General features: G+C 69.0%; 22 protein-coding genes, 1 pseudogene and 1 riboswitch. Of the genes and pseudogenes, 7 read left to right on the forward strand and 16 right to left on the reverse strand.

All coding sequences use genetic code 11. The annotated features are described in order from the left end of the window. Position 1: 1 nt before the first annotated feature. Positions 2–850 (reverse strand): CoA transferase subunit A, encoded by an 849-nt coding sequence (locus PJ259_RS13360; RefSeq protein ID WP_271653166.1) that lies wholly within the window; start codon positions 848–850, stop codon positions 2–4. A 207-nt stretch (positions 851–1,057) separates the two neighbouring features. On the opposite strand from PJ259_RS13360, the gene PJ259_RS13365 reads away from it, so the two are divergent. Beyond that, positions 1,058–1,279: a VF530 family DNA-binding protein gene (locus PJ259_RS13365; RefSeq protein ID WP_027598793.1), complete on the forward strand. Its 222-nt coding sequence runs from the start codon at positions 1,058–1,060 to the stop codon at positions 1,277–1,279. Between the two features lie 27 nt (positions 1,280–1,306). Here PJ259_RS13365 and PJ259_RS13370 read toward each other — a convergent pair whose 3' ends face one another. The 3 genes from PJ259_RS13370 to PJ259_RS13380 form a co-directional block, all read right to left on the reverse strand. Then, positions 1,307–2,161, reverse strand: a complete 855-nt coding sequence (locus tag PJ259_RS13370; RefSeq protein ID WP_271653167.1) for an SPFH domain-containing protein — start codon at positions 2,159–2,161, stop codon at positions 1,307–1,309. Between the two features lie 27 nt (positions 2,162–2,188). Continuing rightward, the gene (locus PJ259_RS13375; RefSeq protein WP_271653168.1) at positions 2,189–2,632 is read right to left on the reverse strand and encodes an NfeD family protein; all 444 of its coding nucleotides are present in this window, start codon (positions 2,630–2,632) and stop codon (positions 2,189–2,191) included. A 538-nt stretch (positions 2,633–3,170) separates the two neighbouring features. Continuing rightward, positions 3,171–4,109, reverse strand: coding sequence for a class I SAM-dependent methyltransferase (locus PJ259_RS13380; RefSeq protein ID WP_271653169.1), 939 nt, complete (start codon positions 4,107–4,109; stop codon positions 3,171–3,173). A 244-nt stretch (positions 4,110–4,353) separates the two neighbouring features. On the opposite strand from PJ259_RS13380, the gene PJ259_RS13385 reads away from it, so the two are divergent. Next, the gene (locus PJ259_RS13385; protein ID WP_271653170.1) at positions 4,354–6,507 is read left to right on the forward strand and encodes a TonB-dependent siderophore receptor; all 2,154 of its coding nucleotides are present in this window, start codon (positions 4,354–4,356) and stop codon (positions 6,505–6,507) included. Positions 6,508–6,532: 25 nt separating this feature from the next. On the opposite strand, the gene PJ259_RS13390 is transcribed toward PJ259_RS13385, so the two are convergent. The 5 genes from PJ259_RS13390 to PJ259_RS13410 all read right to left on the reverse strand — a co-directional run bounded on the left by PJ259_RS13390 (position 6,533) and on the right by PJ259_RS13410 (position 11,975). After that, the gene (locus tag PJ259_RS13390; RefSeq protein WP_271653171.1) at positions 6,533–7,330 is read right to left on the reverse strand and encodes an ABC transporter ATP-binding protein; all 798 of its coding nucleotides are present in this window, start codon (positions 7,328–7,330) and stop codon (positions 6,533–6,535) included. Continuing rightward, entirely contained in the window at positions 7,327–8,385 is a 1,059-nt protein-coding gene (locus PJ259_RS13395; protein ID WP_271653172.1) for a FecCD family ABC transporter permease, read from the reverse strand. Before PJ259_RS13395 ends, PJ259_RS13390 begins: the two co-directional genes overlap by 4 nt. Beyond that, a complete protein-coding gene (locus tag PJ259_RS13400) occupies positions 8,382–9,500 on the reverse strand; it encodes an ABC transporter substrate-binding protein (RefSeq protein WP_271653173.1) in 1,119 nt (372 codons plus the stop codon). Before PJ259_RS13400 ends, PJ259_RS13395 begins: the two co-directional genes overlap by 4 nt. A gap of 125 nt (positions 9,501–9,625) precedes the next feature. Beyond that, positions 9,626–11,002, reverse strand: a complete 1,377-nt coding sequence (locus tag PJ259_RS13405; RefSeq protein WP_271653174.1) for an MFS transporter — start codon at positions 11,000–11,002, stop codon at positions 9,626–9,628. A 118-nt stretch (positions 11,003–11,120) separates the two neighbouring features. Further along, positions 11,121–11,975, reverse strand: a complete 855-nt coding sequence (locus PJ259_RS13410; protein WP_271653175.1) for an IclR family transcriptional regulator domain-containing protein — start codon at positions 11,973–11,975, stop codon at positions 11,121–11,123. 142 nt (positions 11,976–12,117) lie between these two features. On the opposite strand from PJ259_RS13410, the pseudogene PJ259_RS13415 reads away from it, so the two are divergent. After that, positions 12,118–12,635 (forward strand): annotated as a pseudogene (locus PJ259_RS13415) (Mpo1 family 2-hydroxy fatty acid dioxygenase). Here PJ259_RS13415 and PJ259_RS13420 read toward each other — a convergent pair. The 7 genes from PJ259_RS13420 to cobG all read right to left on the reverse strand — a co-directional run bounded on the left by PJ259_RS13420 (position 12,620) and on the right by cobG (position 19,917). After that, complete coding sequence (locus PJ259_RS13420; protein ID WP_271653176.1) at positions 12,620–13,384, reverse strand: ABC transporter ATP-binding protein; 765 nt, start codon at positions 13,382–13,384, stop codon at positions 12,620–12,622. The pseudogene PJ259_RS13415 and the gene PJ259_RS13420 sit on opposite strands and share 16 nt — an antisense overlap. Further along, a complete protein-coding gene (locus PJ259_RS13425) occupies positions 13,381–14,415 on the reverse strand; it encodes a FecCD family ABC transporter permease (RefSeq protein WP_059316351.1) in 1,035 nt (344 codons plus the stop codon). Before PJ259_RS13425 ends, PJ259_RS13420 begins: the two co-directional genes overlap by 4 nt. Further along, positions 14,412–15,428: an ABC transporter substrate-binding protein gene (locus tag PJ259_RS13430; protein ID WP_271653177.1), complete on the reverse strand. Its 1,017-nt coding sequence runs from the start codon at positions 15,426–15,428 to the stop codon at positions 14,412–14,414. Before PJ259_RS13430 ends, PJ259_RS13425 begins: the two co-directional genes overlap by 4 nt. Before the next feature lie 31 nt (positions 15,429–15,459). Next, a riboswitch (cobalamin riboswitch) is annotated at positions 15,460–15,607 on the reverse strand. A 6-nt stretch (positions 15,608–15,613) separates the two neighbouring features. After that, on the reverse strand, positions 15,614–17,284 hold the full coding sequence (gene cobJ, locus PJ259_RS13435; protein WP_271653178.1) for a precorrin-3B C(17)-methyltransferase: 1,671 nt from the start codon (positions 17,282–17,284) through the stop codon (positions 15,614–15,616). Beyond that, positions 17,272–18,012, reverse strand: a complete 741-nt coding sequence (locus tag PJ259_RS13440) for a precorrin-2 C(20)-methyltransferase (RefSeq protein ID WP_160921918.1) — start codon at positions 18,010–18,012, stop codon at positions 17,272–17,274. Before PJ259_RS13440 ends, cobJ begins: the two co-directional genes overlap by 13 nt. After that, complete coding sequence (locus tag PJ259_RS13445; RefSeq protein WP_271653179.1) at positions 18,012–18,638, reverse strand: precorrin-8X methylmutase; 627 nt, start codon at positions 18,636–18,638, stop codon at positions 18,012–18,014. Before PJ259_RS13445 ends, PJ259_RS13440 begins: the two co-directional genes overlap by 1 nt. Next, positions 18,631–19,917, reverse strand: a complete 1,287-nt coding sequence (gene cobG / locus PJ259_RS13450; RefSeq protein ID WP_271653180.1) for a precorrin-3B synthase — start codon at positions 19,915–19,917, stop codon at positions 18,631–18,633. The genes PJ259_RS13445 and cobG overlap by 8 nt, the downstream gene beginning before the upstream one ends. Positions 19,918–20,015: 98 nt before the next feature. Here cobG and cbiE point away from each other — a divergent pair, with 98 nt between their 5' ends. From cbiE to cobM, 4 genes are read left to right on the forward strand one after another with little or no spacing between them, the layout of a single operon-like run. Continuing rightward, positions 20,016–21,224 (forward strand): precorrin-6y C5,15-methyltransferase (decarboxylating) subunit CbiE, encoded by a 1,209-nt coding sequence (gene cbiE / locus PJ259_RS13455; RefSeq protein WP_271653181.1) that lies wholly within the window; start codon positions 20,016–20,018, stop codon positions 21,222–21,224. Next, entirely contained in the window at positions 21,217–22,305 is a 1,089-nt protein-coding gene (locus PJ259_RS13460) for a cobalt-precorrin-5B (C(1))-methyltransferase (RefSeq protein WP_271653182.1), read from the forward strand. Before cbiE ends, PJ259_RS13460 begins: the two co-directional genes overlap by 8 nt. Then, entirely contained in the window at positions 22,302–23,024 is a 723-nt protein-coding gene (locus tag PJ259_RS13465; protein WP_271653183.1) for a cobalt-precorrin-6A reductase, read from the forward strand. Before PJ259_RS13460 ends, PJ259_RS13465 begins: the two co-directional genes overlap by 4 nt. Then, positions 23,021–23,752 (forward strand): precorrin-4 C(11)-methyltransferase, encoded by a 732-nt coding sequence (cobM, locus tag PJ259_RS13470; RefSeq protein WP_271653184.1) that lies wholly within the window; start codon positions 23,021–23,023, stop codon positions 23,750–23,752. The genes PJ259_RS13465 and cobM overlap by 4 nt, the downstream gene beginning before the upstream one ends. Positions 23,753–23,774 lie beyond the last annotated feature (22 nt).

The raw sequence follows: 23,774 nt of genomic DNA on the forward strand, positions 1-23,774 counted from the left end.
TTCAGGCCTCCGCAGCCAGCTTCGCCTGGAAGGCGGCGAAGTCCGCGGTACCGCGGATGTAGGTGTCGATCCACTGGGTAAAGGTGTCGCGGTCGCGAGCGATCGGGTCCCAGGCCTGGTAGAAACGATTGTCCCGCTCGTAGTAGCCGTGGGCATAGGACGGATGCGCCCCGCCCGGCACCACGCAGACCGCGCTGAGCGCCCAGGTCGGCAGTACGCAGGCGTTCATCGGCGCCTGGAGGTCGTCGACGATCTCCTCCACGGTGACGATGCAGCGCTGGGCGGCCAGGGCCGCTTCCTTCTGCACGCCGAGGATGCCCTGGATCAGCACGTTGCCCTGGCGGTCGGCCTTCTGCGCATGGATGACGGTGACGTCCGGGCGCACGCTGGGCACCGCGGCGAGCTGCTCGCCGGTGAAGGGGCAGGCGATGGTCTTGATGTCCGGATTGACCTTGGCCAGGTCCGAGCCCTGGTAGCCGCGCAGAACGGCGAAGGGCAGGTTGGAGGCGCCGGCGACATAGGCGTTGGCCAGGGCCGCGTGGCTGTGCTCGGAAATCTCCAGCTTGTGCGGCCAGCCTTTTTCCACCGCATCGCGCAGCCGGTGCAGGGAGCCGACCCCGGGGTTGCCGCCCCAGGAGAAGATCAGTCGCTTGGCACAGCCGGCACCGATCAGCAGGTCATAGACCAGGTCGGGGGTCATGCGCACCAGGGTCAGGTCGCGCCGATTCTGGCGGATCAGCTCGTGGGCGGCGGCGGTCGGAATGAGATGGGTGAAGCCTTCGAGGGCGACGGTCTCGCCATCGTGGACGAAGCGCTGGATGGCTTCGCTCAGGGACAGGATCTGGGCCATGGATTGTCGACTCGCGTCTTTGTTGTCGGCGCCGCCCGGTGCGGCGGTCTGGAGTCAGACTACAAAGCCCCATCCGCGCAAACAATCCGATAATCGACTAACAGTTCGATTATCGAACAGCATCGTTCTGTGGACTATCGACCGCTTCGACGCGCAGCGAGCTGTTGCAGCGGCTACACTGCCCTCCCTTCATCCAGAGCCCAGCCGATGTCCGACAAGCCCCGCGCCTCCCTCGAAGGCATCACCCTCGAAGCCCTGCTCACCCGCCTGGTGGAGCATCACGGCTGGGAAGAACTCGGCCGCCGCATTCCGCTGCGCTGCTTCACCCATGAGCCCAGTATCAAATCCAGCCTGACCTTCCTACGCCGCACGCCCTGGGCGCGGGAAAAGGTCGAGCAGCTCTATCGGCGCCTGCCCAAGCAGGGCTGAGGCGTATCCCCGCGAACAGCCGTCGGACTAGGGCTTGGTCCCCAGCAACCCGCGCAGCGTCTGCTGGATATCGGCCGGCAAGACCACCGTCTTCGCGTTGTCGCTGGTGGCCAGCTTTTCCATGGCATTGATGTAGCGCTCGCCCAGCAGGTAGAGCACCGGGGTTGGCTCGCTGCCCACGGCTTCGGAAATCTTGCTCAGGGCCGCAGCGGAAGCCTGCGCCAGGGTCACCTGGGCCACGCTGTCGCGCTTGGCCGCCTCCAAACGGGCATCGGCCTCCAGGATGGCGGCCTGCTTGGCGCCCTCGGCGCGGGTCACCACCGCCTTGCGCTCCCGCTCGGCGGCCGCCTGCATTTCCATCGCCGCCTGCATCGAGGGCGTCGGCTTGAGCTCCTGCACCTCCACCGCCTTGACGGTGATGCCCCAGTCCACGGTCTGCTCGGCCATGCTGACCCTCAGCCGCGCCTTGATCTCGTCTCGCGAGGACAGCGCCTGGTCCAGTTCCATCTCGCCGATGATGGCACGCAGCGAGGTCATCGCCAGGCTGGTGATGGCCTGGGCGTAGTCTTCCACGCCATAGGCCGCCTTGGCCGGATCGACGATCTTGGCGAAACACAGGGCATTGGCCAGGATCACCGCGTTGTCACGGGTGATCACCTCCTGCTGCTGCACGTCGAGGATCAGGTCCTTGGTGCTGAGGCGGTAGCTGACCTGATCCATGTAGGGAATCAGGAAGTTCAGGCCGGGCTTGAGGGTGGTGCGGTACTTGCCCAGGCGCTCGACGATCCATTCCTGCCCCTGGGGCACCAGCCGTACGCCCTTGGCGACGGTGACGACGATGAAGACCAGCAACAGCAGGGCGACGATAAGGCTGACACTCATGGCGTTTGTCTCTAGAGGTGGAAGACGTCAGGATTGACGGGCGACCTTGACCAGGTTGCCTTCGAAGGCGAGCAGCCGGACCCGCTCGCCGGCCGCGATCTCGGCATCGGCCAGGCAAGGCCATTCGTCACTACCAAGGATGGGTTTCTGGAAGCGTACGCGCCCACGGGCAAAGGGGCCGACCGCTGCGACCAGCAGGCCGATCTCGCCCAGATGGGCGTCGGCGCTCCAGTCCTCGCCCGGCTTGCTGCGGCCCTTGCCATAGCGAAACCAGAGAAACACCGCCGCGAGCGAAGCCAGACTCCAGACCAGCAGCTGCCAGGCCAGTGCCAGGGTCGGCAGTGCCAGCAGCAGCACACCGACCAACAGGGCGCCCAGACCGAACCAGATCAGGAAAAAGGCCGGCACCACCAATTCGCTCAGCACCAGGCCGACGCCCAGCACCAGCCAGTACCACCATTGCACGTCCATTGCGACTCCTTCCAGCTAACGCCACAGCATGGACCCTGGCGCGCCCCGCCGCCACCAGGGCCTCCGAGCGGTACCCGTCGACCGATGAAGCGGAGGATCGCCCCGGACAGAACGTACGTAGGTTGGCGCTGAGACGGCCTTATCGTCGAAGCCCAACAGGCCTGGATTCGGCACCACGGGCGACGTTGGGCTTCGCGGTGCTCAGCGCCAACCTACGGGCGGGTTCCGTAGGTTGGGCTGAGACGGCTTTATCGTCGAAACCTAACAAGCCAGGGTCGAGCCGGGGCACCGTTGGGCTTCGCTGCGCTCAGCGCCAACCTACGGGCGGGTTCCGTAGGTTGGGCTGAGACGGCGTCATCGTCGAAGCTCAACAAGCCAGGGTCGAGCCGGGGCACCGTTGGGCTTCGCTGCGCTCAGCGCCAACCTACGGGCGGGTTCCGTAGGTTGGGCTGAGGCGGCTTCATCGTCGAAGCCCAACAAGTCGGGGTCGAGCGTGAGCACCGTCGGGCTTCGCGGGGCTCAGCACCAACCTACGGGTTCATCCTTGCTGGAACACCAACACCTTGAGGCCGCCTTCGGGGTCCTCGTCGGCGAATTCCGGCGGATTGGCCAGGCGCTCGACGAAGGTCAGCGCCGGTGCTTCCTGGGCCATGCCGGCGATGAGGAAGTCCGCCCCCACGCCCGGATCGTTGACGCAGGCCAGTACCCGCCCGCCAGGGGTGAGCAGCTCCGGCAACCGGCGCAGGATGCGCGCGTAGTCCTTGGTCAGGGCGAAGCTGCCCTGCTGGAAGCTGGGCGGGTCGACGATCACCAGATCATAGGGTCCCAGCTTGCGCACCTTGCCCCAGGACTTGAACAGTTCGTGGCCGAGAAAGCTGACCTTGCCCAGGTCGTGGCCATTGAGGCGGTGATTCTCGCGGCCGCGGGTCAGGGGCCCGCGAGCCATGTCCAGATTGACCACCTGGGCCGCGCCGCCGGCCAGGGCCGCTACGGAGAAACCACAGGTGTAGGCGAACAGGTTGAGGATCCGCAGCCCGGCGGCCTGCTCGCGCACCCAGCGCCGGCCCAGGCGCATGTCGAGGAACAGCCCCATGTTCTGGTGACGGGTGAGGTCCAGGCCGAACTTCAATCCCTCTTCATGGATGACGTGCTCGCCCACCGGCGCGCCGATCAGCGCCTCGCTGGCGGCATCCAGCCGATAACGATGCTGCAGGAGCAGGCTCTGGGCACCGCTGGCGCGCCACGTCGGGGTCTCGCCCAAGGCCGCCAGGGTCGTGCGTAGGGCGTCCAGCTCGGCCGCGGGCAGCTCGCGGAACAGGCCCACCCGCACCACGCCTTCCAGCCAGTCGACGGTGAGCTGCTCCAGCCCCGGCAGCAGCCGGCCACGGCCGTGCACCAGTCGGCGCGCCTCGGCGGGTGGCGACGCGAGGGCGGCGAGAAGCAGATCGGTGAGGCTGGCGAGCGTAGCGGTATTCATGGGCGATCACGGCGGTAAAGGAGCGGCATGCTACGCCAAAAGCGCCGCCATCGCTTCCCGGGCAGGCCATCAGGCGCGCCCCGTATCCGCCTTTTCTGGCTCAGCACCCGCCACCCGATTCACGAGAGGCCCAAGCGAATCGACGAGGCTGATGAAAATCTGTCTCAGGCGGTAACGACTCGCAGTTGTGTCCCCTTTGCAAGGCGCTCTAGAATCCGCCTCCCCGAACTCCAGGACGATAACAATGCGCCGGCTGGTCCCTGCTTTCTATCTGCTGCCTCTCTGTGCCCTTCCCCTCGCTGGTCATGCCCAGGAGGCAGCGGAAGATACCCCCCAAGCCCTGTCCGACCTCACCATCGTTGGCTCGGCCGAATCACCCACCGGGCCAGTACAGGGCTACAAGGCAGAGCGCTCCAGCAGTGCGACCCGCACCGATACCCCGCTGCACGAGACGCCTCAGTCGGTGAGCGTGGTCTCCCGCGAGGCCCTCGACGACCTTTCCGCCACCCGCCTGCAGCAGGCGCTGGACCAGGCCGGCGGCGTCGGCCGTGGCAACAACTTCGGCGGCCAGGGCCTGACCAGCTACACGGTGCGCGGCTTCACCAGCTCCGAGTATTTCCGCAACGGCTTCCCCATGAACCGCGGCTACCCCAGCGCGCCGGATGCCGCCACCCTGGAGCGGGTCGAGGTCCTGCGCGGCCCCGCCGCGACCCTCTATGGCCGCAGTGATCCGGGCGGCACCTTCAACGTGGTCACCAAGCAACCGCTGGGCGAGCGCAAGACCACCCTCGGCAGCCAGTTCACCGACCAGGGCCAGAAACGCGGCACCCTGGACACCACCGGTCCGGTGGACGAGGACGGCCGCCTGGCCTATCGCCTCAACCTGATCGCCGAGGGCGGCGACAGCTTCCGTGACGACGTGCACACCGAGCGCTACGAAGTCGCCCCGGTGCTGAGCTGGCAGGCCACCGATGCCACCCTCATCACCTTCGAGGCGGACATCATCCGCAGCAACGCCCCGCTGGATCGCGGCCGCACCAACTACCTCACCCAGCGCGCCGAGGCCAATCGCTCCACCAATGCCTGGGAAAAGGGCACCACCAACCTGCTGCACAGCGACAGCGAGGCCTATCAGCTGCGCTTCGAGCACCAGTTGAACGACGCCTGGACCCTGGCCGGCGGCTTCCAGTACCTCGACGGGAGCCTCAAGGGCAATGCCGTGGAAGCCAACGGCGTGCAGGCCGACGGCGTGACCCTCGGCCGCAATTTCAACTACCGCAAGCTGGAGTGGAGCGATCGCGACCTGCAGCTGAACCTGACCGGTCGCTTCGACACCTTCGGCCTCGGCCACACCCTGATCACCGGGATCGAGGTGGAAGACTACGACTATCAGTCGATCATCAAGCGCTCGCCAGGCAGTGTCAGCGCCTATCCGGTCAACCTGGTCGATCCGGTCCTCGGCCAGCCGCGTCCGGCCCTGACCCGTACGCCCACCCACGACCACGAGACCCTCAAGACCTGGGCGGCCTTCGTGCAGGACCAGATCGCCCTCACCGAGCGCTTCAAGGTGCTGGGTGGCGTGCGCCTGGAGCGCTTCGAGCATGACTACGATAACCAGACGCCACCTCAGGTCCTTGCCAACGGACAGGTTGTCACCGGTGACTGGAGCAAGGACTCGAACGCCGTCACCCCGCGCCTGGGCGTCAGCTACGACCTCACCCCGGAACTGGCCCTCTACGCCAGCGCCTCCAAGTCGTTCAAGCCCAACACCGGCGCAGCGTTCCAAGGCGGCGGTTTCGATCCCGAGGAGGGCAAGGCCTACGAGGTGGGCATGAAGTGGGCGGCACTGGACGGCCGTCTCAGCGTCGACACGGCGATCTTCCATACGGTCAAGGAAAACGTCCTGACCCCTGACCCGGCCAACACAAACTTCAACATCGCCGCCGGCGAGGTGCGCAGCCGCGGTTTCGAACTCAACGTGACCGGCGACCTGACGCCCAACTGGCGCATCCTTGGCGGCTATGCCTTCACCGATGCCGAGGTCACCAAGGACAACACGCTGGCCAGCGGCACGCGCCTGACCAACATCCCGCGCAATGCCGTCAACCTGCTCAACGTCTACGAATTCCACGACGGTGCACTGCGCGGCCTGGGTCTGGGTGCCAATCTCAAGTACGTGGGTGAGCGCGAAGGCCAGAAGACCATCGCCAGCGACTACACGATGGATAGCTACACGGTCACCGACCTCTTGAGCTTCTACAAGGTCGACGAGCACTTGCGGCTGAACCTGGACGTGCGCAACGTCTTCAACAAGGGCTACGACGAGAGCTCCTGGAACGCCTACAGCTATCCGGGCGAGCCGCGTACGGTGCAGGCCGGCTTCACCTACACCTTCTGACGCCCCACCCTCTGCAGCCCTGCGGTCAGGCCTCGCTGAAGGCCTGGCCGGTCAGCGGCTGGACCACCGGACGGCCCTGGCGGTCCTGCAGGATGTCCACCGCCACGCCGTAGGTGGCCTCCAGCAGGTCGGCGGTGACGATGGCGGCGGGCCGGCCGGCGGCCAGCAGGCCACCGTCGACCAGCACCAGCAGCGAATCGGCGTACTGGCAGGCCAGGTTGAGATCGTGCAGCACCACCACGGTCACCTGATTGTGCAAGCGGGTCTCGTGGCGCACGCGATCGAGCAGGTTGATCTGGTGACGCAGATCCAGGGCGCTGACCGGTTCGTCCAGCAGCATCACCTCGGGTTCACGCATCAGCACCTGGGCGAAGAACACCAGCTGCCGCTGACCGCCACTCAGGGCGCCCAACTGGCGCGAGGCCAGGTGCCCGATGCCCACTTCGTCGAGCTTGCCCAGCGCCCGTTCCAGCAGCTCATCGTCCAGGTGCAGGGTCAGCCGTTCCAGGCTGCCCATGGCCACCGTCTCCAGCACCGACAGCGCCGCCTCGGCATGGGAATCCTGGGGCATATAGGCCACGCCCTGGCGCCAGCCCTCGCGCTGAGCGCGGAGCGAAGTACCCGCCACCAGCCGCCTTTCCCCGCGCTCGATATGACCCGCCGCCAGCGGCAGGTCTCCAGCCAGGGCGCGCAGCAGGGTGGTCTTGCCGGTGCCATTGGGGCCGAGAATCACATGGACCTGGCCGGGATGCAGCTCGGTGCTCAGCCCGGAGATCACGGTACGGTCGCCGCGCTTCAGCGCGAGGTCATGGAGGCGGATCATAGGCTGGGCCTGCGCGGGGCGAAGATGAGCCAGAGCAGGAAGGGCACCCCGACGATGGCGGTGACGATGCCTACCGGAAACAGCGCCCCGGGCAGGATCGACTTGGACAGCACCGAGGCGAAGGACAGCATCAGGGCGCCGCAGATGGCCGACAGCGGCAAGAGGAAGCGCTGATCCTCGCCCACCTGCCAGCGGGCGATATGGGGTGCGACCAGGCCGACGAAGCCGATCACCCCGACGAAGCTGGTGGCCGTGGCGGTCATCACCGCCACCAGGATCAGCACCTTGAGACGCAGGCGGCGGATGTCCACGCCCAGGCTCTCGGCACGCGCCTCGCCCAGGCGCAGGGCGGCCAGTTTCCAGGCATCGCGCAAGAGCAGGATGCAGCACAGCAGGGTCACCCCGGCGACGATGGCCAGGGTGGTCCAGGTGGCGCGGCCAAGGCTGCCGAACAGCCAGAAGAGGATCTGCTGCGAGAGTTCCGGCGACGAAAGGAACTGCACCAGCGACAGCAATGACTGGAACAGGAACAGCAGGGCGATGCCCCCGAGGATGATGGTGTCGCTGCCGGTGCGCTTGAGCGAAGCCAGGGCGAAGAGAAACAGCGCCGCCAGCATGGCGAAGACGAAGGCGCCCAACGGTACCCCGATCAGCGCGCCCAGGCCGAAGCTGCCCAGCGCCAGGCTGAGGGCGGCGCCACAGCCCGCGGCGGCGGCCATGCCCAAGGTATAGGGGCTGGCCATGGGGTTGTTGAGCAGCGTCTGCATCTGAGCCCCGCCGGCGCCGAGGGCGGCGCCCACCGCCAGGGCCATCAGGGCGATGGGCAGGCGCAGGTCGCGGACGATGGCATCGGTCATCGGCTGGCGCTCACCTAGGCCGGTCAGGGACTTGAGCACCTCCAGCGGCGAGAGCAGCGAAGGACCGGTGGCGATGTCCAGCACCAGACCCGCCAGGGTCAGCAACAGAAACACTCCGCAGGCGCGCCAGCGGCGACGTTCGCGGGCGCGCTGCTCGGCGATGGCGTCCGCGTGGCTGGAGAGCGAAGAGGTGCTCATGGGTTCAGGCCTATGGCGAAGGTGCCCTGGGGCTGGATCGGCATGTAGCGGCGGTAGTACTCGCGATAGTTGGCCATCGGATCCACGTCCTGGAACAGATCCGGATAGAGCTGCTTGGCGATGAACTGCAGCATGGCGAAGTCCTCCAGGCTGCGCGAGGCACCCTGGTAGACGCCATAGAGACGACCGTCGCGGATGGCCGGCAGATTGCTCCAGCCCGGCCGCTGCATGAAGGCGCGCAGGTGACTGCGGGCATCGTCGGCGCTGACGCCGGGGCCCATGGGCAAGGCAGTGGGATTGCTGTTGTCCTCACGCCCGGAGATGAAGATGACCTCCGGCTGGGCCATGAGCACCTGCTCCGGATTCATCACTCCCCACCACTGGATGAAGGGCGCGGCGATGTTGTCACCGCCGGCCAGGGTCACCATGGCGCCCCACATGTTGCGGCCATAGGTGAAGGAGTACTCGGCCGGGCCCTTGTTGCCGAACTCGGCATAGACTCGCGGCCGCGGGCGATGGGCCGCCGCGATACGGGTCTGGATGTCTTCCACCACCTTGGCGTAGAAATTGGCCAGTTCGGTGGCCCGTGCCTCCTGGCCGGTGATGATGCCGAGCAAGCGGGTGGAGGCCAGATGGCGTTCCAGGGTCTGGGCGTTGTAGTCGATCGCCACCACCGGGATGCCGAGCTGTTCGAGGCGCTTGACCTCGCTGTCCAGCGCCTGGAGCTGCCAGGCGGCCAGCACCACCAGATCCGGCTTGAGGGCGAGCACCTTCTCGACGGAAAAACTATTGTTTTCCGTCTCCCCCACATCGGGAAGGGTGGCCAGGGATGGCCGGTGGGCGACGTTGAGCGCCCAGTTGGCCGGCACCTTGCGCTCCCAGGCGCCGCGGGAAACACCGACCACGGCGTCGAAGGCATGCTCGCCCCCCACTGCCAGGTAGTCGCCATAGTGGAAGCCCAGCACCACGCGCTTGGCCGGGGCGTCGATGGTCACCGTGCGCCCGAGGACATCGGTGACCTGGCGGGTCTCGGCGAAGGCCGGAGCAATCAGAAAGCAAGCGATAAGCGTTACCAGCCGGACAGCCCACTGCCCGCTGCGAGCGAAACCTTTCATGGAACCCCTTGGACATCTGCACCCGCTCTAGACGGGTGACTGCGGCGCATGCAAAGGGTGCAACTTTACGCGGTGGCGACGCCTGCGCCTAGCGTCAGCCACCAGCAAAGGGGAAGCCGTCGTGCTCAAGTGGCATCGGCGTGGCTGACCACGCCCTTGATCAGCACCGCCAGGGCGGCGAGGCCGGCCGGCAGGAGCAGCGCGGTGAGCACCTGGGTGAAGGTCCAGCCCAGGCCCAGCAGGGTCGCGCCCATCCAGGCACCGGTGATGGCGCCGAAGCGGCCGATGCCGAGCATCCAGGACACCCCGGTGGCGCGGCCATGGGTTGGGTAGTAGCGCGCCGCCAGCGACGGCATGGCCGACTGGGCACCGTTGATGCACATGCCGGCCACCAGCACCAGGGTGGCCACCAGGGCGACCTGGCCCAGGCTCTGGCCGACGCAGTAGGCGAAGATCCCGGCCAGGGCATAGAACAGGCCGATGACCTTGTGCGGGTTGAACCTGTCCATGGCCCAGCCGACGAAGACCGCGCTGAGTACCCCGCCGAACTGGAACAGCGCGCCAATCAAGGCGGCCTGTTCCAGGCTGGCACCGGCGTCGCGCATCAGCGTCGGCAGCCAGCTGGTGAGCAGATAGACGATCACCAGGCCCATGAAATAGGTCAGCCACAGCAGCAGGGTGCCGGCGCTGTAGCTGCGGTTGAAAATCACCGCGAAGACGTTGCCGGTCTTGACCGACTTTTGCTCGGGCACCATGAAGTGCCGTGCTTCGGCGGCCTCGCGACCGATGGGCGCCAGTACCCGGCGGATGCGCTCGGCGCTCTTGCCGTGCACCACCAGGTAGCGCGCCGATTCCGGCAGCCAGAGCAGCAGCACCACGGCCAGCGCCAGGGGCAGCACCCCGCCCAGCACCAGCAGGCTGTGCCAGCCATAGGCCGGGATCATCCAGGCCGAGACGAAGCCGCCGCCGGCCATGCCCAGGTTGAAGCCGCAGAACATGCTGGTCACCAGCAGCGACTTGAGGCGTTCCGGGGTGTACTCCGAGAGCAGCGTGGTGGCGTTGGGCATGGCGGCGCCGAGGCCCAGCCCGGTGAGGAATCTCAGGATCACCAGCTGTTCGAGGTTGGCGCTGAAGGCCGACAGCAGGCTGAAGCCGCCAAAGAGGAAGGTGGCGACCACCAGCACGCCCTTGCGGCCGAAGCGGTCGGCCAGCGGACCGGAGCCCAGGGCGCCAAAGACCATGCCGCCCAAGGCGGCGCTCATCACCGGGCCGAGGCTGGCGCGTGGGATGCCCCACTCCACCGACAGCGCCGGGGCGATGAAACCCATGGCGGCGGTGTCCAGGCCATCGAGGAAGACGATCAGAAAGCACAGCGCGACGATGCGCCACTGGTAGGCGGACAGTGCCTGGCGATTGATGAATTGCTGGACATCCAGGGTGCCGGCTGTCGCCGTGGCCGGATGGTCGGCCAGGGGCACGGCGCCCGCAAGGGTTTGCGTCATGGTGGTCTGCTCGTGTTGTTGTTATCGGCGTAGTGCGCCACTGCGCTGACGTTAAGCCCAACCCCGAACAGCTGACAATTCGATTATCGGCGATATGGCCGATAATCGACCGGATTCGCTAGTGAAACAGCCGGGTACTTAGCTCCTGGCTGGCCGCCAGCAGCACCGGCAGGAACCGCGTCTCCAGCTCCTGGCGACCGACACGGCTGGCGTGGGTGCCGACGTTGAGCGCCGCCAGCACCTGGCCGGCGGCGTCGCGCAAGGGCACCGCCAGGGACCTCAGGCCCACTTCCAGTTCCTGGTCGACGATCACGTAGCCCTGCTGACGTACCTGGCCCAGGCACTCGATGAGCGCCGAAGGCTGGTAGAGGGTGCGGCTGGTCTTGGCCTGCAGGTCGGCGTGCTCCAGGTAGTCGTGCAGGGCGGCATCGTCCAGGGCGGCGAGCAGGATGCGGCCCATGGAGGTGCAATAGGCCGGCAGCCGACTGCCAACGCTGAGGTCCACCGAGATCAGCCGCTGCGGCGTGGCCGAGCGCGCGATGTAGAGGATCTCGTCACCTTCCAGGGTGGCCATGGAGCAGGCCTCATGCAGCTGTTCGCTCAAGCGATCGAGCACCGGCTGGGCGGTGACCGCCAGCGGCGTGGACGACAGATAGGCGTGCCCCAGGGTCAGCACCTTGGGCAGCAGCGAATAGGTGCGCCCGTCGGTGGTGACGTAGCCGAGCTTCATCAGGGTGTGCAGGCAGCGGCGCACGGCAGCGCGGGGGATCTCGGTGCGATGGCTGATCTGGGCGATGGTCAGCTGGCGCTTGCGTTCCTGGAAGGCATGGATGACCGCGAGGCCGCGGGCCAGGGAGGTCATGAAATTCGGGTCGCCGGTAAAGGCTTCGATGCGCTTGGCTGGTGAGGCGATGATGGGCGGCGCGGCCAGCGGCGGCAGGCCCGTGGCGTGAGCGGTGCGGTTATCGTCCATCGAACCGGTCCTCGGCAGGCTTTTGATCGATTATCGAGCGAGGGGGCGATTATCGCAATCGCATTTCTTCTCGCCCCCGCAGACGAAAGCGCTCGTCCAGAGGCATGCTGAGGCTTCACGCCAGCCGCCTGGATGCCTGTCGATGAAAACCCTGGAAGATCATCTCAGCCACTACGCAAGCTACCACCGCGATCCGCGCAACATCGCCAGCCACTTCCCCGGCATCCTGCTGATCGTGCTGGCGGTGGCCATCCTGCTGTCCCGCCCCGTATTCACGCTCGCTGGCTGGCAACTGTCCCCTGCACTGCCGGTCGCTGGCGCGGTGGCGATCTTCTATCTGCGCCTGGATCGGCCGCTGGGGCTGCTGATGAGCGGCCTGCTCGGTCTTGCCATTTGGCTGGGTGCCGCGCTGGCAGCCCAGGCCACGGGCGTCTGCTGACCTGGGGGCTGGGTCTGTTCCTGGTCGGCTGGGCGATCCAATTCGTAGGTCACCACTACGAGGGACGCAAGCCGGCCTTTCTCGACGACCTGGCCGGCCTGGCCATCGGCCCGCTGTTCATCGTCGCGGAGCTGGTGTTCCTACTGGGCGGGCGCCCGGCACTCCGGCAGGCGATCGAAGAACGGGCCGGCCCGGTACGGCGCCGTCAGGCCAGTCGATAGCGGATCGTCGGCCGATCATCGGGGCCGTCCAGCGCCACCTGCACCCTTACCCCCCAGACCTGCTGGATCAGCTCGGCCGTCAGCACCTCGGCCGGGGCGCCCTCGGCCACCAGCTGGCCGTCTCTGAGCACTGCCAGGCGGTCGCAGAACAGCGCGGCGAGGTTCAGGTCGTGGATGGCCAGCACGCAGGTGGCCGGCAGCCGGCGCACCAGGTCGAGGATCTCCAGCTGGTGCTGGATATCGAGGTGGTTGGTGGGTTCGTCCAGCAGGAGTTCGCTGGGTTCCTGGGCCAGGGCGCGGGCGATCTGGGCGCGCTGGCGTTCGCCACCGGAGAGGCTGTGCCAGCGGCGGGCAGCCTTGTCGACCAGGCCTACCTGGGCCAGGGCCCGCTGGCAGACCTCGGCATCGCGGGCGCTCCAGGCATCGAGCAGGCCCCGATGGGGCGTACGGCCCAGGCGCACCACCTCGGCTACCGAGAGATCGGCTTCGGTACCGGCCTGCTGCTCCACCAGGGCTACCCGGCGCGCCAGGTCGCGACGTCGCAGGTCCTGCAGGGGCGTCTCGTCGAGGCTGACCCTGCCCTCCTCCGGCCGGCGCAGCCCAGCCAGCAGCCGCAGCAGGCTGGACTTGCCCGAGCCGTTGGGGCCGAGCAGCCCGAGCACCCCACCGGGCGGTACCGCCAACGTCACCCCTCGGAGGATCGGCTGGCCGCCGGCGCTCCAGGCGACGTCGCGCGCGGCGAGACTCATCGGACCTCCCGTGCGCGATAGAGGATGAAGGCGAAGGCCGGCGCGCCGACCAGGGCGGTGACCACGCCGATGGGCAGGGTCTGCTTGGCCACCAGGGTACGGGCGACGATGTCGGCCAGCACCATGAACAGGGCGCCGATCAGGGCGCAGGTCGGCAGCAGGCGCCCATGCCCCGGACCAACCAGGAAGCGTGCCACATGGGGGATCACCAGGCCGACGAAGCCCACCGCGCCCACCAGGCTGACCAGGCAGGCGGTGATCAGGCCGGTGACCGCCAGCAGCAGCAGGCGCAGCGGCCCCACCGCCACGCCAAGACTGGCGGCGGCGTCTTCGCCAAAGGCGAAGGCATCCAGCGCCCGGGCACAGGCCAGGCACACCAGCAGACCGGCGAGCACCACCCCGGCGGCCAGCCAGACGTCGGGCCAGCGCACCCCGGCCAGGCTGCCGAGCAGCCAGAACATCACGCTGCGCGCCTGCTCGGCATTGGCGGCGGTGGCGACGATATAGGCGGTCAGGGCATTGAACAGCTGGGAGGCGGCCACTCCGGCGAGGATGATGCGGGTGCTGCCACCGCCGCCCAGAAACGGCAACACCACGGCGAAGGCCAGCACCGCGCCGAGAAAGGCGCCGAGCGAGACCCCGAGCACCCCGCCGCCGACGCCCAGCAGCATTACCAGCACCGCGCCGGTGGAGGCCCCCGCCGACAGCCCCAGCACATAGGGTTCGGCCAGGGCGTTGCGCAGCAGCGCCTGGAGAATGGCGCCGGAGACCGCCAGGCCCGCGCCACAGCAGGCCGCCACCAGGGCACGACTGAGGCGGTACTCCCAGACGATGCCCTGGACGATGCGCTCCACCGGATAGGGCCCCAGGCCGAGGCCGTTGGCGATGGCCTGCAGGCTGGTCAGGGGCGCGATGGGCATCTCGCCGAAGGAAGCGGCCAGCACCACGCTCGCCGCCAGCGCCAGCACGGCGGCCAGGCCCAGCAGCCAGCGCCAGGGCCGGGCCCCTTCGGCTGCCAAGGGCAGGCTCATGGTTGCGGCTTGGCCAGGTCGGCGGCCAGGGTCTCGACGCTGTCCACCACCCGCAACGAGGGATTGAGGGTTGGGGCGTCCACCACCAGCAGGTGGTTCTCGCGCACGGCGCGCAATTCGCGGGTCAGGGGGTCGCTGCGCAGGAAGGCCAGCTTCTTGTCGACGTCATCGGCGGGATAGAGACGGCGGTCCATGCGCGCCACCACGATATAGTCAGGGTCCAGACTGGCGATACGCTCCCAGCTCACCGCCGGCCATTCCTCGGCGCTGTCGACCACATTGCGCAGGCCCAGGGACCGGGCGATCCAGGCCGGTGCGCCCAGGTTGCCAGCGATCCAGGGATCGCCTTCCAGGCGCGGACTGGAAAACCAGAACAGCACCGAACGCCCCTGGACCCCGGCCGCCTTGGCCTGCTCGCCAGCGGCGGCGATGCGGCGATCCAGCTCGGCAACCAACTGCTTGCCAGCCGGCTGCACATCGAGAATGGCCGCCAGTTCCCGGGCCTCGCGGGTCACCAGGTTCATGTCGAAGGGCGCGCTGCGGCTGCCGTCGCTGTTGGAATCAGCGGTCACCGCCTTGCCCTCGCAATCGCTGGGCGCCATATAAGCGGCGATACCCAGCTTGGCGAAGCGGGGGAAGTCCGCCACCTCGCCGCCGGGTCCGACATGATAGGTGTACTGCGCCGCCACCAGGTCCGGCCGGGTACCGACCACGGCTTCGAAGCTGGGGGCGTTGTCGGCCAGGCGCGGAATGCCCTTGCCCTCCTCCTGCAGGTCCTTCGGCAGGCCGCCGAACCAGACCCCGGTACCCACCAGGCGCGAGCCCACGCCCAGGCGCAAGAGCAACTCGGTACTGGCCTGGCCCAGACTGACCAGGCGCTGGGGCGCGCGCTCGAAGACCAGGTCACGGCCGCAGTTGTGGATGGTCAGCGGATAGGTCGTGGCGGCCTGGGCGCTAAGGGCGGAAACGGATAGCAGGCCAGCGGCGAGCAGCGGTGAAAGACGGCGAAGCATGGACTCTCCTTGGGATGACGCGTCCCTTGTGGATGATGGGTATCCCCTGGCAAGGTCTGGCTCGCTTCTTACGAAGCTCACAGTGGCGCGACCGCGCCGGACTCTCACCGGCTTCCCGCCAGGGAATAGGAAGGGTCGCCGAGGGTGGGCCAGCGGCGACCAGGATTCAAGCATTAAATGTTACTTTATAACAATTCCGGATCGTACCAGCGCGGCGTATAGACCCATTCGCCGCCATCGGCCCGCGGAAAGCGCCGGGTATGGCTGGAGCCGAGGATCACCAGGGTGCGTGAATCCACCATGTCGCTGCGCAGGGCGCCGAGGCTGGTGTATTCGAGCCCCCCGCCGGGACGGCCGACATCGCGGCCGAGGATCACCGGGGTGGTCGCCGAACGGCAGCTGCGCAGCACGTCCAGCGCGCGCTCCAGCTGGTGCGGGCGAGCCTTGGAGATGGGGTTGTAGAAGGCCATGGCCAGGTCCGCTGCCGCGGCCTGGCGCAGGCGCTGCTCGATCACCGTCCAGGGCTTGAGGTTGTCGGACAGGGAGATCAGGCAGAAGTCGTGGCCCAGGGGCGCCCCGGCCAGGGCGGCGCTGGCCATGGCCGCGGTGATGCCCGGCAGGATCTCCAGCTCCACCGCCGCCCAGCGCGGATCATCGGCGCCTTCCAGCACCTCCAGCACCGCAGCGGCCATGGCGAAGACACCCGGATCGCCGGACGACACCATGACTACCTGGCGCCCGCTGGCAGCCAGCTCGAAGGCATGGCGGGCACGCTGCAATTCTTCACGGTTGTCGCTGGCATGGACCAGTTGGTCCGCACGCAAGGGGCCGGCCATCTGCACGTAGGTCGCGTAGCCGAGTACGTCCTGGGCCTGGTCCAGGGCGCGGCGCACCACCGGTGCCATGAGCTCGGCCGCGCCGGGGCCGAGGCCCACCACGCTGAGGCGGCCACGCCGCTGGCCAAGGTCCTCGGCGTCCAGGGGCCGGTCATGCAGGTGCAGGGCGATGCCCCGCTCCTGGGCACGTTCCACCGTCGTCAGGGCGAAGTCCGGCGTGTTGGCGTCGACGAATCTCAACGGCACATCCAGCGCCTGGCTCAGCTCGACCAGGCCGGGCGCGGCCATGTCTTCCGCCCGCGCCAGCAGCACCGCCACGGCACCTGGCGCATAGCCGGTGCTGGCAAGCAGTTCGGTGACGGCGGCAGCGGTGGCATCGGCACGTACCGCCACCAGCACGGCGCGGGGATGGATGAGCAGGGTGTGGTCATCGGCACTGGCCAGCGGCGAGACCAGGATGCGCTGGTGCGCAGCGGGGTCACGGGCCAGGGGTACCTCGTCCAGCCAGGGCGCCTCGCCCTCGATGCGTACCGGGGCGCCGGCCAGCAGATCGGCCACCCGGTGCTTGGCCACGTCGACGTCGGCCAGGGCATAGCCGGCCGGTGGATCGAGCAGGCAGGTGCCGAATCTCAGTTCACCACTGGTGGTGATGGCCGGGGCCACGTCCAGCAAGGTACCCAGCTGGCGGGCCAGGCGATTGGCACCGGCCAGGCCGCCCAACAGCGGCACCACGGCGCTGCCGTCCTCGGCCACCGCCAGTACCGGCGGCTCGGCGGTCTTGTCGTCCAGCAGCGGCGCCAGGCTGCGGATGACGATGCCGGCGGCGCAGAGCACCAGCAGCGGCCGCTGCTGGCGATAGAGGTCGCGCAGATGGTCGCCGAAAGCGGTGTAGGTCACGTCGCCTGCGACCCGCCCGGCCAGGCCGTGCACCAGGCTGCCCGGCAGGCCAGCCTGCAGGCGGCGAGCAGTGGCCAGGGCGCCAGGGCCGAGGATGACGATGGCCGGGCTCAACCCTTCCATTTCACCCCCGGTACCACCACCAGCGAGAAATACGGCGAGGCCATGGGCTCGACCTCATCCAGCGCCACGATGCGCTGGTTGTCCATGGTGGCGCGTTCGATGTAGCGGGCGCGCTCGTCCAGGCCCAGGTCGCGCAACACCTGGCGCACCTTCTCGAAGTTGCGCCCGAGCTTCATCACCACGGCGGCGTCGGCGCTCGCGAGACGTGCCTTGAGCTCCTCGGCGGAGAGCACCCCGGAGAGCACCGTGAGGGTCTGGTTGCGATAGACCAGCGGCAGGCCGAGCATGGCCACGCCGCCGAGCATGGAGCAGACCCCCGGCACCACCTGGGCTTCGTAGCGCTCGGCCAGGCGGTCGTGCAGGTACATGTAGGAGCCGTAGAAGAAGGGATCGCCCTCGCAGATCACCGCCACGTCGCGACCGGCGTCCAGATGGTCGGCCACCTGGGCGGCGGCGGTGTCGTAGAAGTCGGCGATCACCGTCTCATAGGACAGCGGCGGCGCCAGCTTCTCGGTGGTCACCGGATAGACCAGCGGCAGGCGCTGCTGGCCGTCCAGCAGATAGCCCTCGATGACGCCATAGGCATTGCCGCCCTGGCCCGCGTTGGCCTTGGCCTTGGCGACGAAATAGGCCACCACCGGCGCGCCCTGCAGGAGGCGCAGGGCCTTCAGGGTGATGAGTTCCGGATCGCCGGGGCCGACGCCCAGGCCGAGCAGGCGGCCGGCCATCACTCCACCTCCGTGGCCAGGGCATTGACCGCTGCCGCGGCCATGGCACTCCCGCCACGGCGGCCGCGCACGATGACGTAGGGCACGCCGCGACTGTCGGCGGCCAGGGCGTCCTTGGACTCCATGGCGCCGACGAAGCCCACCGGCATGCCGAGGATCAGCGCCGGCTTGGGCGCCCCGGCGTCGAGCATCTCCAGCAGATAGAACAGCGCCGTGGGGGCGTTGCCGATCACCACCACGCTGCCGGCCAGGTACGGCCGCCAGCGCTCCAGGGCCACCGCCGAGCGGGTGTTGCCCTGGGCCACGGCCAGCTCGCGGATGCCCTCGTCATGCAGGGTGCAGATCACCTGATTGGCGGCCGGCAGCCGGGTGCGGGTGACGCCCTCGGCGACCATGCGCGCATCGCAGAGGATGGGCGCGCCAGCCGCCAGCGCCGCGCGACCGGCCGCGCCGGCGCCCGGGGAAAAGGCCAGGTCCTGGACCACGTCGACCATGCCGCAGGCGTGGATCACCCGCACGGCGAGCTTTTCCAGGTCGGCGGGGATGGCCGAGAGATCGGCCTCGGCGCGGATGGTGGCGAAGGATTGGCGATAGATCGCCTGGCCGTCGCGTTCGTATTCAAGCATCACTAGGACTCCGGGCCAGCCAGGCGGCGGCCTCGTCGAGGGATAGTTGGGTGGCGCGCCGCCGGCCCGGACCGGGCTGGGTGGCGTCGCGCACGAAGAGGTCATAACGGCCGGGGGCCACGGCCAGCAGGGTATGGGGGGCCTGTCCGGCCAGGGCGCAACTGCGCGGGCAGCCGGAGAGGTGTACCTCCACGCCTGCCGGCAGCCGCTCGGCCAGGCGCAGGGCGTCGCCCTTGGTATCGGCCTGGCCCTTGGCACAGCCTTGGCTGCCGGTACAGGCGATCAGCCGGGCCAGAGGCGCGGCGGGGTCGGTGACCAGGTCCAGGGCGCCCAGGGCCGCGAGCAGGTCCGGCGCCGTGCCGACCGGCACATCGGGTAGCAGCAGGCCCTGCCAGGGCGTCAGGTGCAGTTCGCCATTGCCGTGGTGCTCGGCGAGTTCGGCGACCGCTGCCAGGGTCATGGCCGGCAGCCGCCCCAACGCGGGCTGGGCACCGACCCAGCAGAGGCCCGCCTGGCGCTGTGGATGACTGCCCAGGCGCCGCGCCGTTGCCGCTGGCGAACGAGGGGTAGCCGGGGCCGGCAGCAGGTCCAGTCCAGCCAGCAGCTCCGCAACCGGAAGCTGCGCCAGCAGCTGGCGCATGCGGCTCTGCTCAGCGCTGGCGAGGTCGATAAAACGGTGCAGCAGGGCTGCCACCGTCGCCCTCTCGCGCCCCGTGGGGATCAGGCCCAGCGGCGCATCCAGCGGGGTACCGGCCAGACCGAGGAGATAGCCTTCGGCGTGGGCCGACAGCCAGACGTCATGGGCATGGTCGAGCCGTGCCAGGGCCTCGCCGCCGTCCAGATGCAGGGCGAACTTGGGCGACAGGCCATGCAGGCGGCGATCGCCTTCCAGCAGCGCGAGCAGTTCGGCGGCCAGGGGACGGACGTCCCGCCGTTGCTGCGGATCGCGGCCCGCGGCGGGGCTGAGCAGCACGTTGCGCACGTCGTCGGCGGCCGGATCGGCCGGACCCAGACCGGCGGCCTGCAACTCGGCCACCAGGGCGTTGGCGCCGTCCGGGCGCACGCCACGCAGTTGCAGGTTGGCTCTGTTGGTCAGCTCCAGCACGCCGCTCGCCCAGCGCTGGCTGGCCGCGGCGATGGCCCGCGCCTGGACCGCCGTGAGGCGTCCGCCCGGCAACTTCACCCGGCACAGTCCGCCATCGCGGGCGGGCACGATGCGCAGCAATCCCGGACAGGCCGAAGGCCGCGGGACGAGGGCGGAAGGAGACGGAGGATTCACGGCGGAAGGTCGGGCTGGACGGGGAAAGAGGCTATTATGCCCGCTTTGCCCGACCCCTTGAAAACGGCCGGTCGGCTGACGTTCGATGAGGTTTGTTCATGATCCCCTGGCTGACCGTGGTGGGTATCGGCGAAGACGGCTACCCCGGCCTGGGCAAAAGCGCCCGTCGCGCCCTATTGGAGGCGCAGGTCGTCATCGGCGGTCCACGCCAGCTGGCGCTGCTGCCACCCTGCATCCGCGCCGTCCGCGAGCCCTGGCCGCAACCCTTCGCCCTCGCCCCCGTGCTGGACCGTCGCGGCACCCCGGTCTGCGTGCTGGCCAGTGGCGATCCCATGCTGTTCGGCGTTGGCGCGAGCCTCTCGCGCCAACTGTCGGCCGACGAACTGCAGGTGCTGCCGGCGCCCTCCTCCTATTCCCTGGCCGCTGCGCGCCTGGGCTGGCCCCTGCAGGAGGTCGCGTTGCTGTCGGTGGTGGCGCGGCCCCTGGCCGGGGTGGTGCGCCATCTCCATCCCGGCGCGCGCCTGCTGGTCTTGAGCAACGACGGTCACAGCCCCGCCGCCCTGGCCGCCCTGCTGGTGGACCAGGGCTTTGGCGCCAGCCAGCTGCAGGTGCTGGAGCACCTGGGCGGTCCGCTGGAGCGACGCATCGCCGGCCGCGCCGAGGCCTGGTCGCTGACCGAGGCGGCGGCGCTCAATCTGGTGGCCATCGAGGTCCTGAGCGAGACCGGTGAGGCCGGCCTGCCCCTCACCCCCGGCCTGCCGGACGACGCCTATCGCCACGACGGTCAGCTGACCAAGCGCGACGTGCGCGCCGTGACCCTGGCGCGCCTGGCCCCCCGCCCCGGCGAACTGCTGTGGGACGTGGGCGCCGGCTGCGGCTCCATCGGCATCGAATGGGCGCGCAGCCATCCCAGCTGCCGGGCGCTGGCCGTCGAGGCCGATGCCGGACGCCAGGCACACATCCTCTACAATCGCGACCACCTCGGTGCCCCGGCGCTGCAGCTGGTGACCGGCCAGGCACCGGAGGCACTGGCCGGCCTGGCGACCCCGGACGCCATCTTCATCGGTGGCGGCCTCACCGCGCCCGGGGTCCTGGATGCCTGTTGGACCGCCCTGCGGCCCGGCGGTCGCCTGCTGGCCAATGCCGTGACCCTGCAGACCGAAGCCGCCCTGGTGGCCTTTCGCGAATGTCATGGCGGCGACCTGACCCGCCTGCAGGTGGCCCAGGCCCAGCCGCTGGGCGCCTTCGACACCTGGCGCGTGGCGCTGCCCATCACCCTGCTGCACAGCCGCAAGCCCCATGCGTGACGAAACCCCCGAACAGCCCGCGCCCCTGCGCACCGGCCTCACCACCGGCAGCTGCGCCACCGCCACCAGCCTGGCGGCGGCCAGCCTGCTGCTGGGCGAGACGCCCGGCGATGCGGTGGAGATCGAGCTGCCCAAGGGACGGCGGGTCCTCATGCCCCTGGCCCACTGCCAGCGGCTGGAAGGCGGCGCCCAAGCCGGTACCTTCAAGGACGGTGGCGATGATCCGGACGTGACCCACGGCGCCCTGGTGTTCGCCCAGGTACGCCTGAGCACGACCCCGGGGGTCAGCTTCCACGCCGGCCCCGGCGTCGGCACCGTGACCAAGCCCGGGCTGGTGCTGGCGGTGGGAGAACCGGCGATCAATCCGGTACCGCGGCAGATGATGACCCGCCACCTCGGCGAACTGGCACGGCGCCACGGCTATGGTGGCGGCTTTTCCGTGACCGTCGGCGTCGAGGGCGGCGAACACCTGGCGCTCAAGACCATGAACCCGCGCCTGGGCATTCTCGGCGGCCTGTCGATCCTTGGCACCAGCGGCATCGTCCGGCCCTTTTCCTGCGCCGCCTACATCGCCTCCATCCACCAGGGCATCGACGTGGCTCGCGCCAACGGCCACGGCCATCTCGCCGCCTGCACCGGCAACGCCAGCGAAGACGCCATGCGCCGTCGCTACGGCCTGGAGGAAACCGCCCTGATCGAAATGGGAGACTTCGCCGGCGCCGTGCTCAAGCACCTGCGCAAGGCGCCGGTGGCGCGCCTAAGTCTGTGCGGCGGGTTCGGCAAGATCAGCAAGCTGGCCGCCGGCCATCTCGACCTGCACAGCCGCAGCTCCAGCATCGACCTGCCACAGCTGGCCGCCTGGGCTGCCACGTTGGGCGCCGACGCGGACCTGCAAGCCGCCATGATCGGCGCCAATACCAGCCAGCAGGCACTGCAACTGGCCCAGGCCGCCGGCATTCCCCTGGGCGATGCCGTCTGCCGCCAGGCGCTGGCCTTCGCCCGTGGCATCGTCCCGGCAGGCGTGGCGCTGGAGGTCCTGGCCATCGACCGCCAGGGCGGTATCGTCGGAGAAGCCCAATGAAGATCCTCTTGCTCGGGGGTACCACCGAAGCCCTGGCCATCGCCCGCCAGCTGCCGGCGAATGCCCTCTACAGCCTGGCCGGCCTCGGCCGCGTGCCCCAGGACCTGCCCTGCCAGGTGCGGGTCGGCGGCTATGGTGGCGCCGAGGGGCTGGGCGCCTTTCTCCGCAGTGAAGGCATCGACCTGCTGCTGGACGCGACCCACCCCTACGCCGCACAGATCAGCCACAACGCCGCCCAGGCCGCAGCCCGGACGGGTATTCCTTGCTGGGCCCTGCGGCGCCCCGGATGGCAGGCCGGTCCGCAGGACGACTGGCGCGAAGTGACCGACTGGGCCGAGCTGCAGCGAGCCCTGGCACCTTTCGCCCGGCCCTTTTTCACCCTGGGTCGCGAGCCGCTGGAGCATCTCCAGGAGATTCCCGGCGGGCAGTTCTGGACCCTGCGCCTGCTCGATGCCCATCCCGGCACCGAACGGGCACGGATCATCGCCGACCGCGGCCCCTTCGCCCTGGAGGCCGAGCGCGCGCTCTTCGCCCAGGCCAACTTCGATGTGCTGATCAGCAAGAACAGCGGCAGTGCCGCTACCCAACCCAAGCTGCAGGTGGCCCGCGAACGCGGCCTGCCGGTGCTGATCCTGCGCCGCCCTGCCCTGCCCAGCGTCGACCGCGAATTCGCCAGCGTCGCCGAATTGCTCGCCGCCCTGGCCGAGGAAACCCCATGACCGTCCATTTCATCGGCGCCGGCCCCGGCGATCCCGACCTCATCACCGTCAAGGGCCAGCGGCTGATCCGCCAATGCCCGGTGATCCTCTATGCCGGCTCCCTGGTGCCAAAAGCGGTGCTGGAAGGTCACCAGGCCGAGACGGTGATCGACACCGCCAGCCTGGATCTCGACGCCATCGTCGGCCATCTGGCCGCCGCCCATGCCCGAGGCCAGGACGTGGCCCGGGTGCATTCCGGCGATCCTTCGCTGTACGGCGCCATCGGTGAGCAGATTCGCCGCCTGCAGGCGCTGGGCATTGCCTACGAGATCGTCCCCGGCGTGACCGCCACCGCCGCCTGCGCCGCCCTGTTGGGTTGCGAGCTGACCCTGCCCGGCGTCAGCCAGACGGTGATCCTCACCCGCTACGCCAGCCGCACCGCCATGCCCGAGGGCGAGGCGCTGGCCGATCTCGCTCGCCACCGGGCGACCCTGGCCATTCACCTGGGCGTGGGCCAGCTGGAACGCATCGTCACCGACCTCCTGCCACACTACGGCCCCGCCTGCCCGGTGGCCATCGTCCACCGCGCCAGCTGGCCGGATCAGGACAGCGTCCAGGGGACCCTGGCCGACATCGTCGAGCGGGCGCGAGACAAGGATTTCCGTCGCACGGCGCTGATCCTGGTGGGCGAGGTGCTGGCGCCGGGGGATTTCCAGGATTCCAAACTGTACCGGCAAGGGCCGGGGTAGCACCCGTAGGTTGGGCTGAGGC

Origin of the sequence: Pseudomonas sp. JBR1, from assembly GCF_028198185.1 — a bacterium.
GTDB classification, from domain to species: domain Bacteria; phylum Pseudomonadota; class Gammaproteobacteria; order Pseudomonadales; family Pseudomonadaceae; genus Chryseomonas; species Chryseomonas oryzihabitans_E.

Coding starts and splice junctions, on each gene's coding strand:
- PJ259_RS13385 (WP_271653170.1), top strand. CDS start 4,354: ATGCGCCGGCTGGTCCCTGCTTTCTATCTGCTGCCTCTCTGTGCCCTT.
- PJ259_RS13400 (WP_271653173.1), bottom strand. CDS start 9,500: ATGAAAGGTTTCGCTCGCAGCGGGCAGTGGGCTGTCCGGCTGGTAACG.
- PJ259_RS13420 (WP_271653176.1), bottom strand. CDS start 13,384: ATGAGTCTCGCCGCGCGCGACGTCGCCTGGAGCGCCGGCGGCCAGCCG.
- PJ259_RS13430 (WP_271653177.1), bottom strand. CDS start 15,428: ATGCTTCGCCGTCTTTCACCGCTGCTCGCCGCTGGCCTGCTATCCGTT.
- PJ259_RS13380 (WP_271653169.1), bottom strand. CDS start 4,109: ATGAATACCGCTACGCTCGCCAGCCTCACCGATCTGCTTCTCGCCGCC.
- PJ259_RS13410 (WP_271653175.1), bottom strand. CDS start 11,975: ATGGACGATAACCGCACCGCTCACGCCACGGGCCTGCCGCCGCTGGCC.
- PJ259_RS13425 (WP_059316351.1), bottom strand. CDS start 14,415: ATGAGCCTGCCCTTGGCAGCCGAAGGGGCCCGGCCCTGGCGCTGGCTG.
- PJ259_RS13365 (WP_027598793.1), top strand. CDS start 1,058: ATGTCCGACAAGCCCCGCGCCTCCCTCGAAGGCATCACCCTCGAAGCC.
- PJ259_RS13370 (WP_271653167.1), bottom strand. CDS start 2,161: ATGAGTGTCAGCCTTATCGTCGCCCTGCTGTTGCTGGTCTTCATCGTC.
- PJ259_RS13405 (WP_271653174.1), bottom strand. CDS start 11,002: ATGACGCAAACCCTTGCGGGCGCCGTGCCCCTGGCCGACCATCCGGCC.
- cobJ (WP_271653178.1), bottom strand. CDS start 17,284: ATGGAAGGGTTGAGCCCGGCCATCGTCATCCTCGGCCCTGGCGCCCTG.
- cbiE (WP_271653181.1), top strand. CDS start 20,016: ATGATCCCCTGGCTGACCGTGGTGGGTATCGGCGAAGACGGCTACCCC.
- PJ259_RS13460 (WP_271653182.1), top strand. CDS start 21,217: ATGCGTGACGAAACCCCCGAACAGCCCGCGCCCCTGCGCACCGGCCTC.
- PJ259_RS13445 (WP_271653179.1), bottom strand. CDS start 18,638: ATGCTTGAATACGAACGCGACGGCCAGGCGATCTATCGCCAATCCTTC.
- PJ259_RS13390 (WP_271653171.1), bottom strand. CDS start 7,330: ATGATCCGCCTCCATGACCTCGCGCTGAAGCGCGGCGACCGTACCGTG.
- PJ259_RS13440 (WP_160921918.1), bottom strand. CDS start 18,012: ATGGCCGGCCGCCTGCTCGGCCTGGGCGTCGGCCCCGGCGATCCGGAA.
- PJ259_RS13360 (WP_271653166.1), bottom strand. CDS start 850: ATGGCCCAGATCCTGTCCCTGAGCGAAGCCATCCAGCGCTTCGTCCAC.
- PJ259_RS13375 (WP_271653168.1), bottom strand. CDS start 2,632: ATGGACGTGCAATGGTGGTACTGGCTGGTGCTGGGCGTCGGCCTGGTG.
- PJ259_RS13465 (WP_271653183.1), top strand. CDS start 22,302: ATGAAGATCCTCTTGCTCGGGGGTACCACCGAAGCCCTGGCCATCGCC.
- PJ259_RS13395 (WP_271653172.1), bottom strand. CDS start 8,385: ATGAGCACCTCTTCGCTCTCCAGCCACGCGGACGCCATCGCCGAGCAG.
- cobM (WP_271653184.1), top strand. CDS start 23,021: ATGACCGTCCATTTCATCGGCGCCGGCCCCGGCGATCCCGACCTCATC.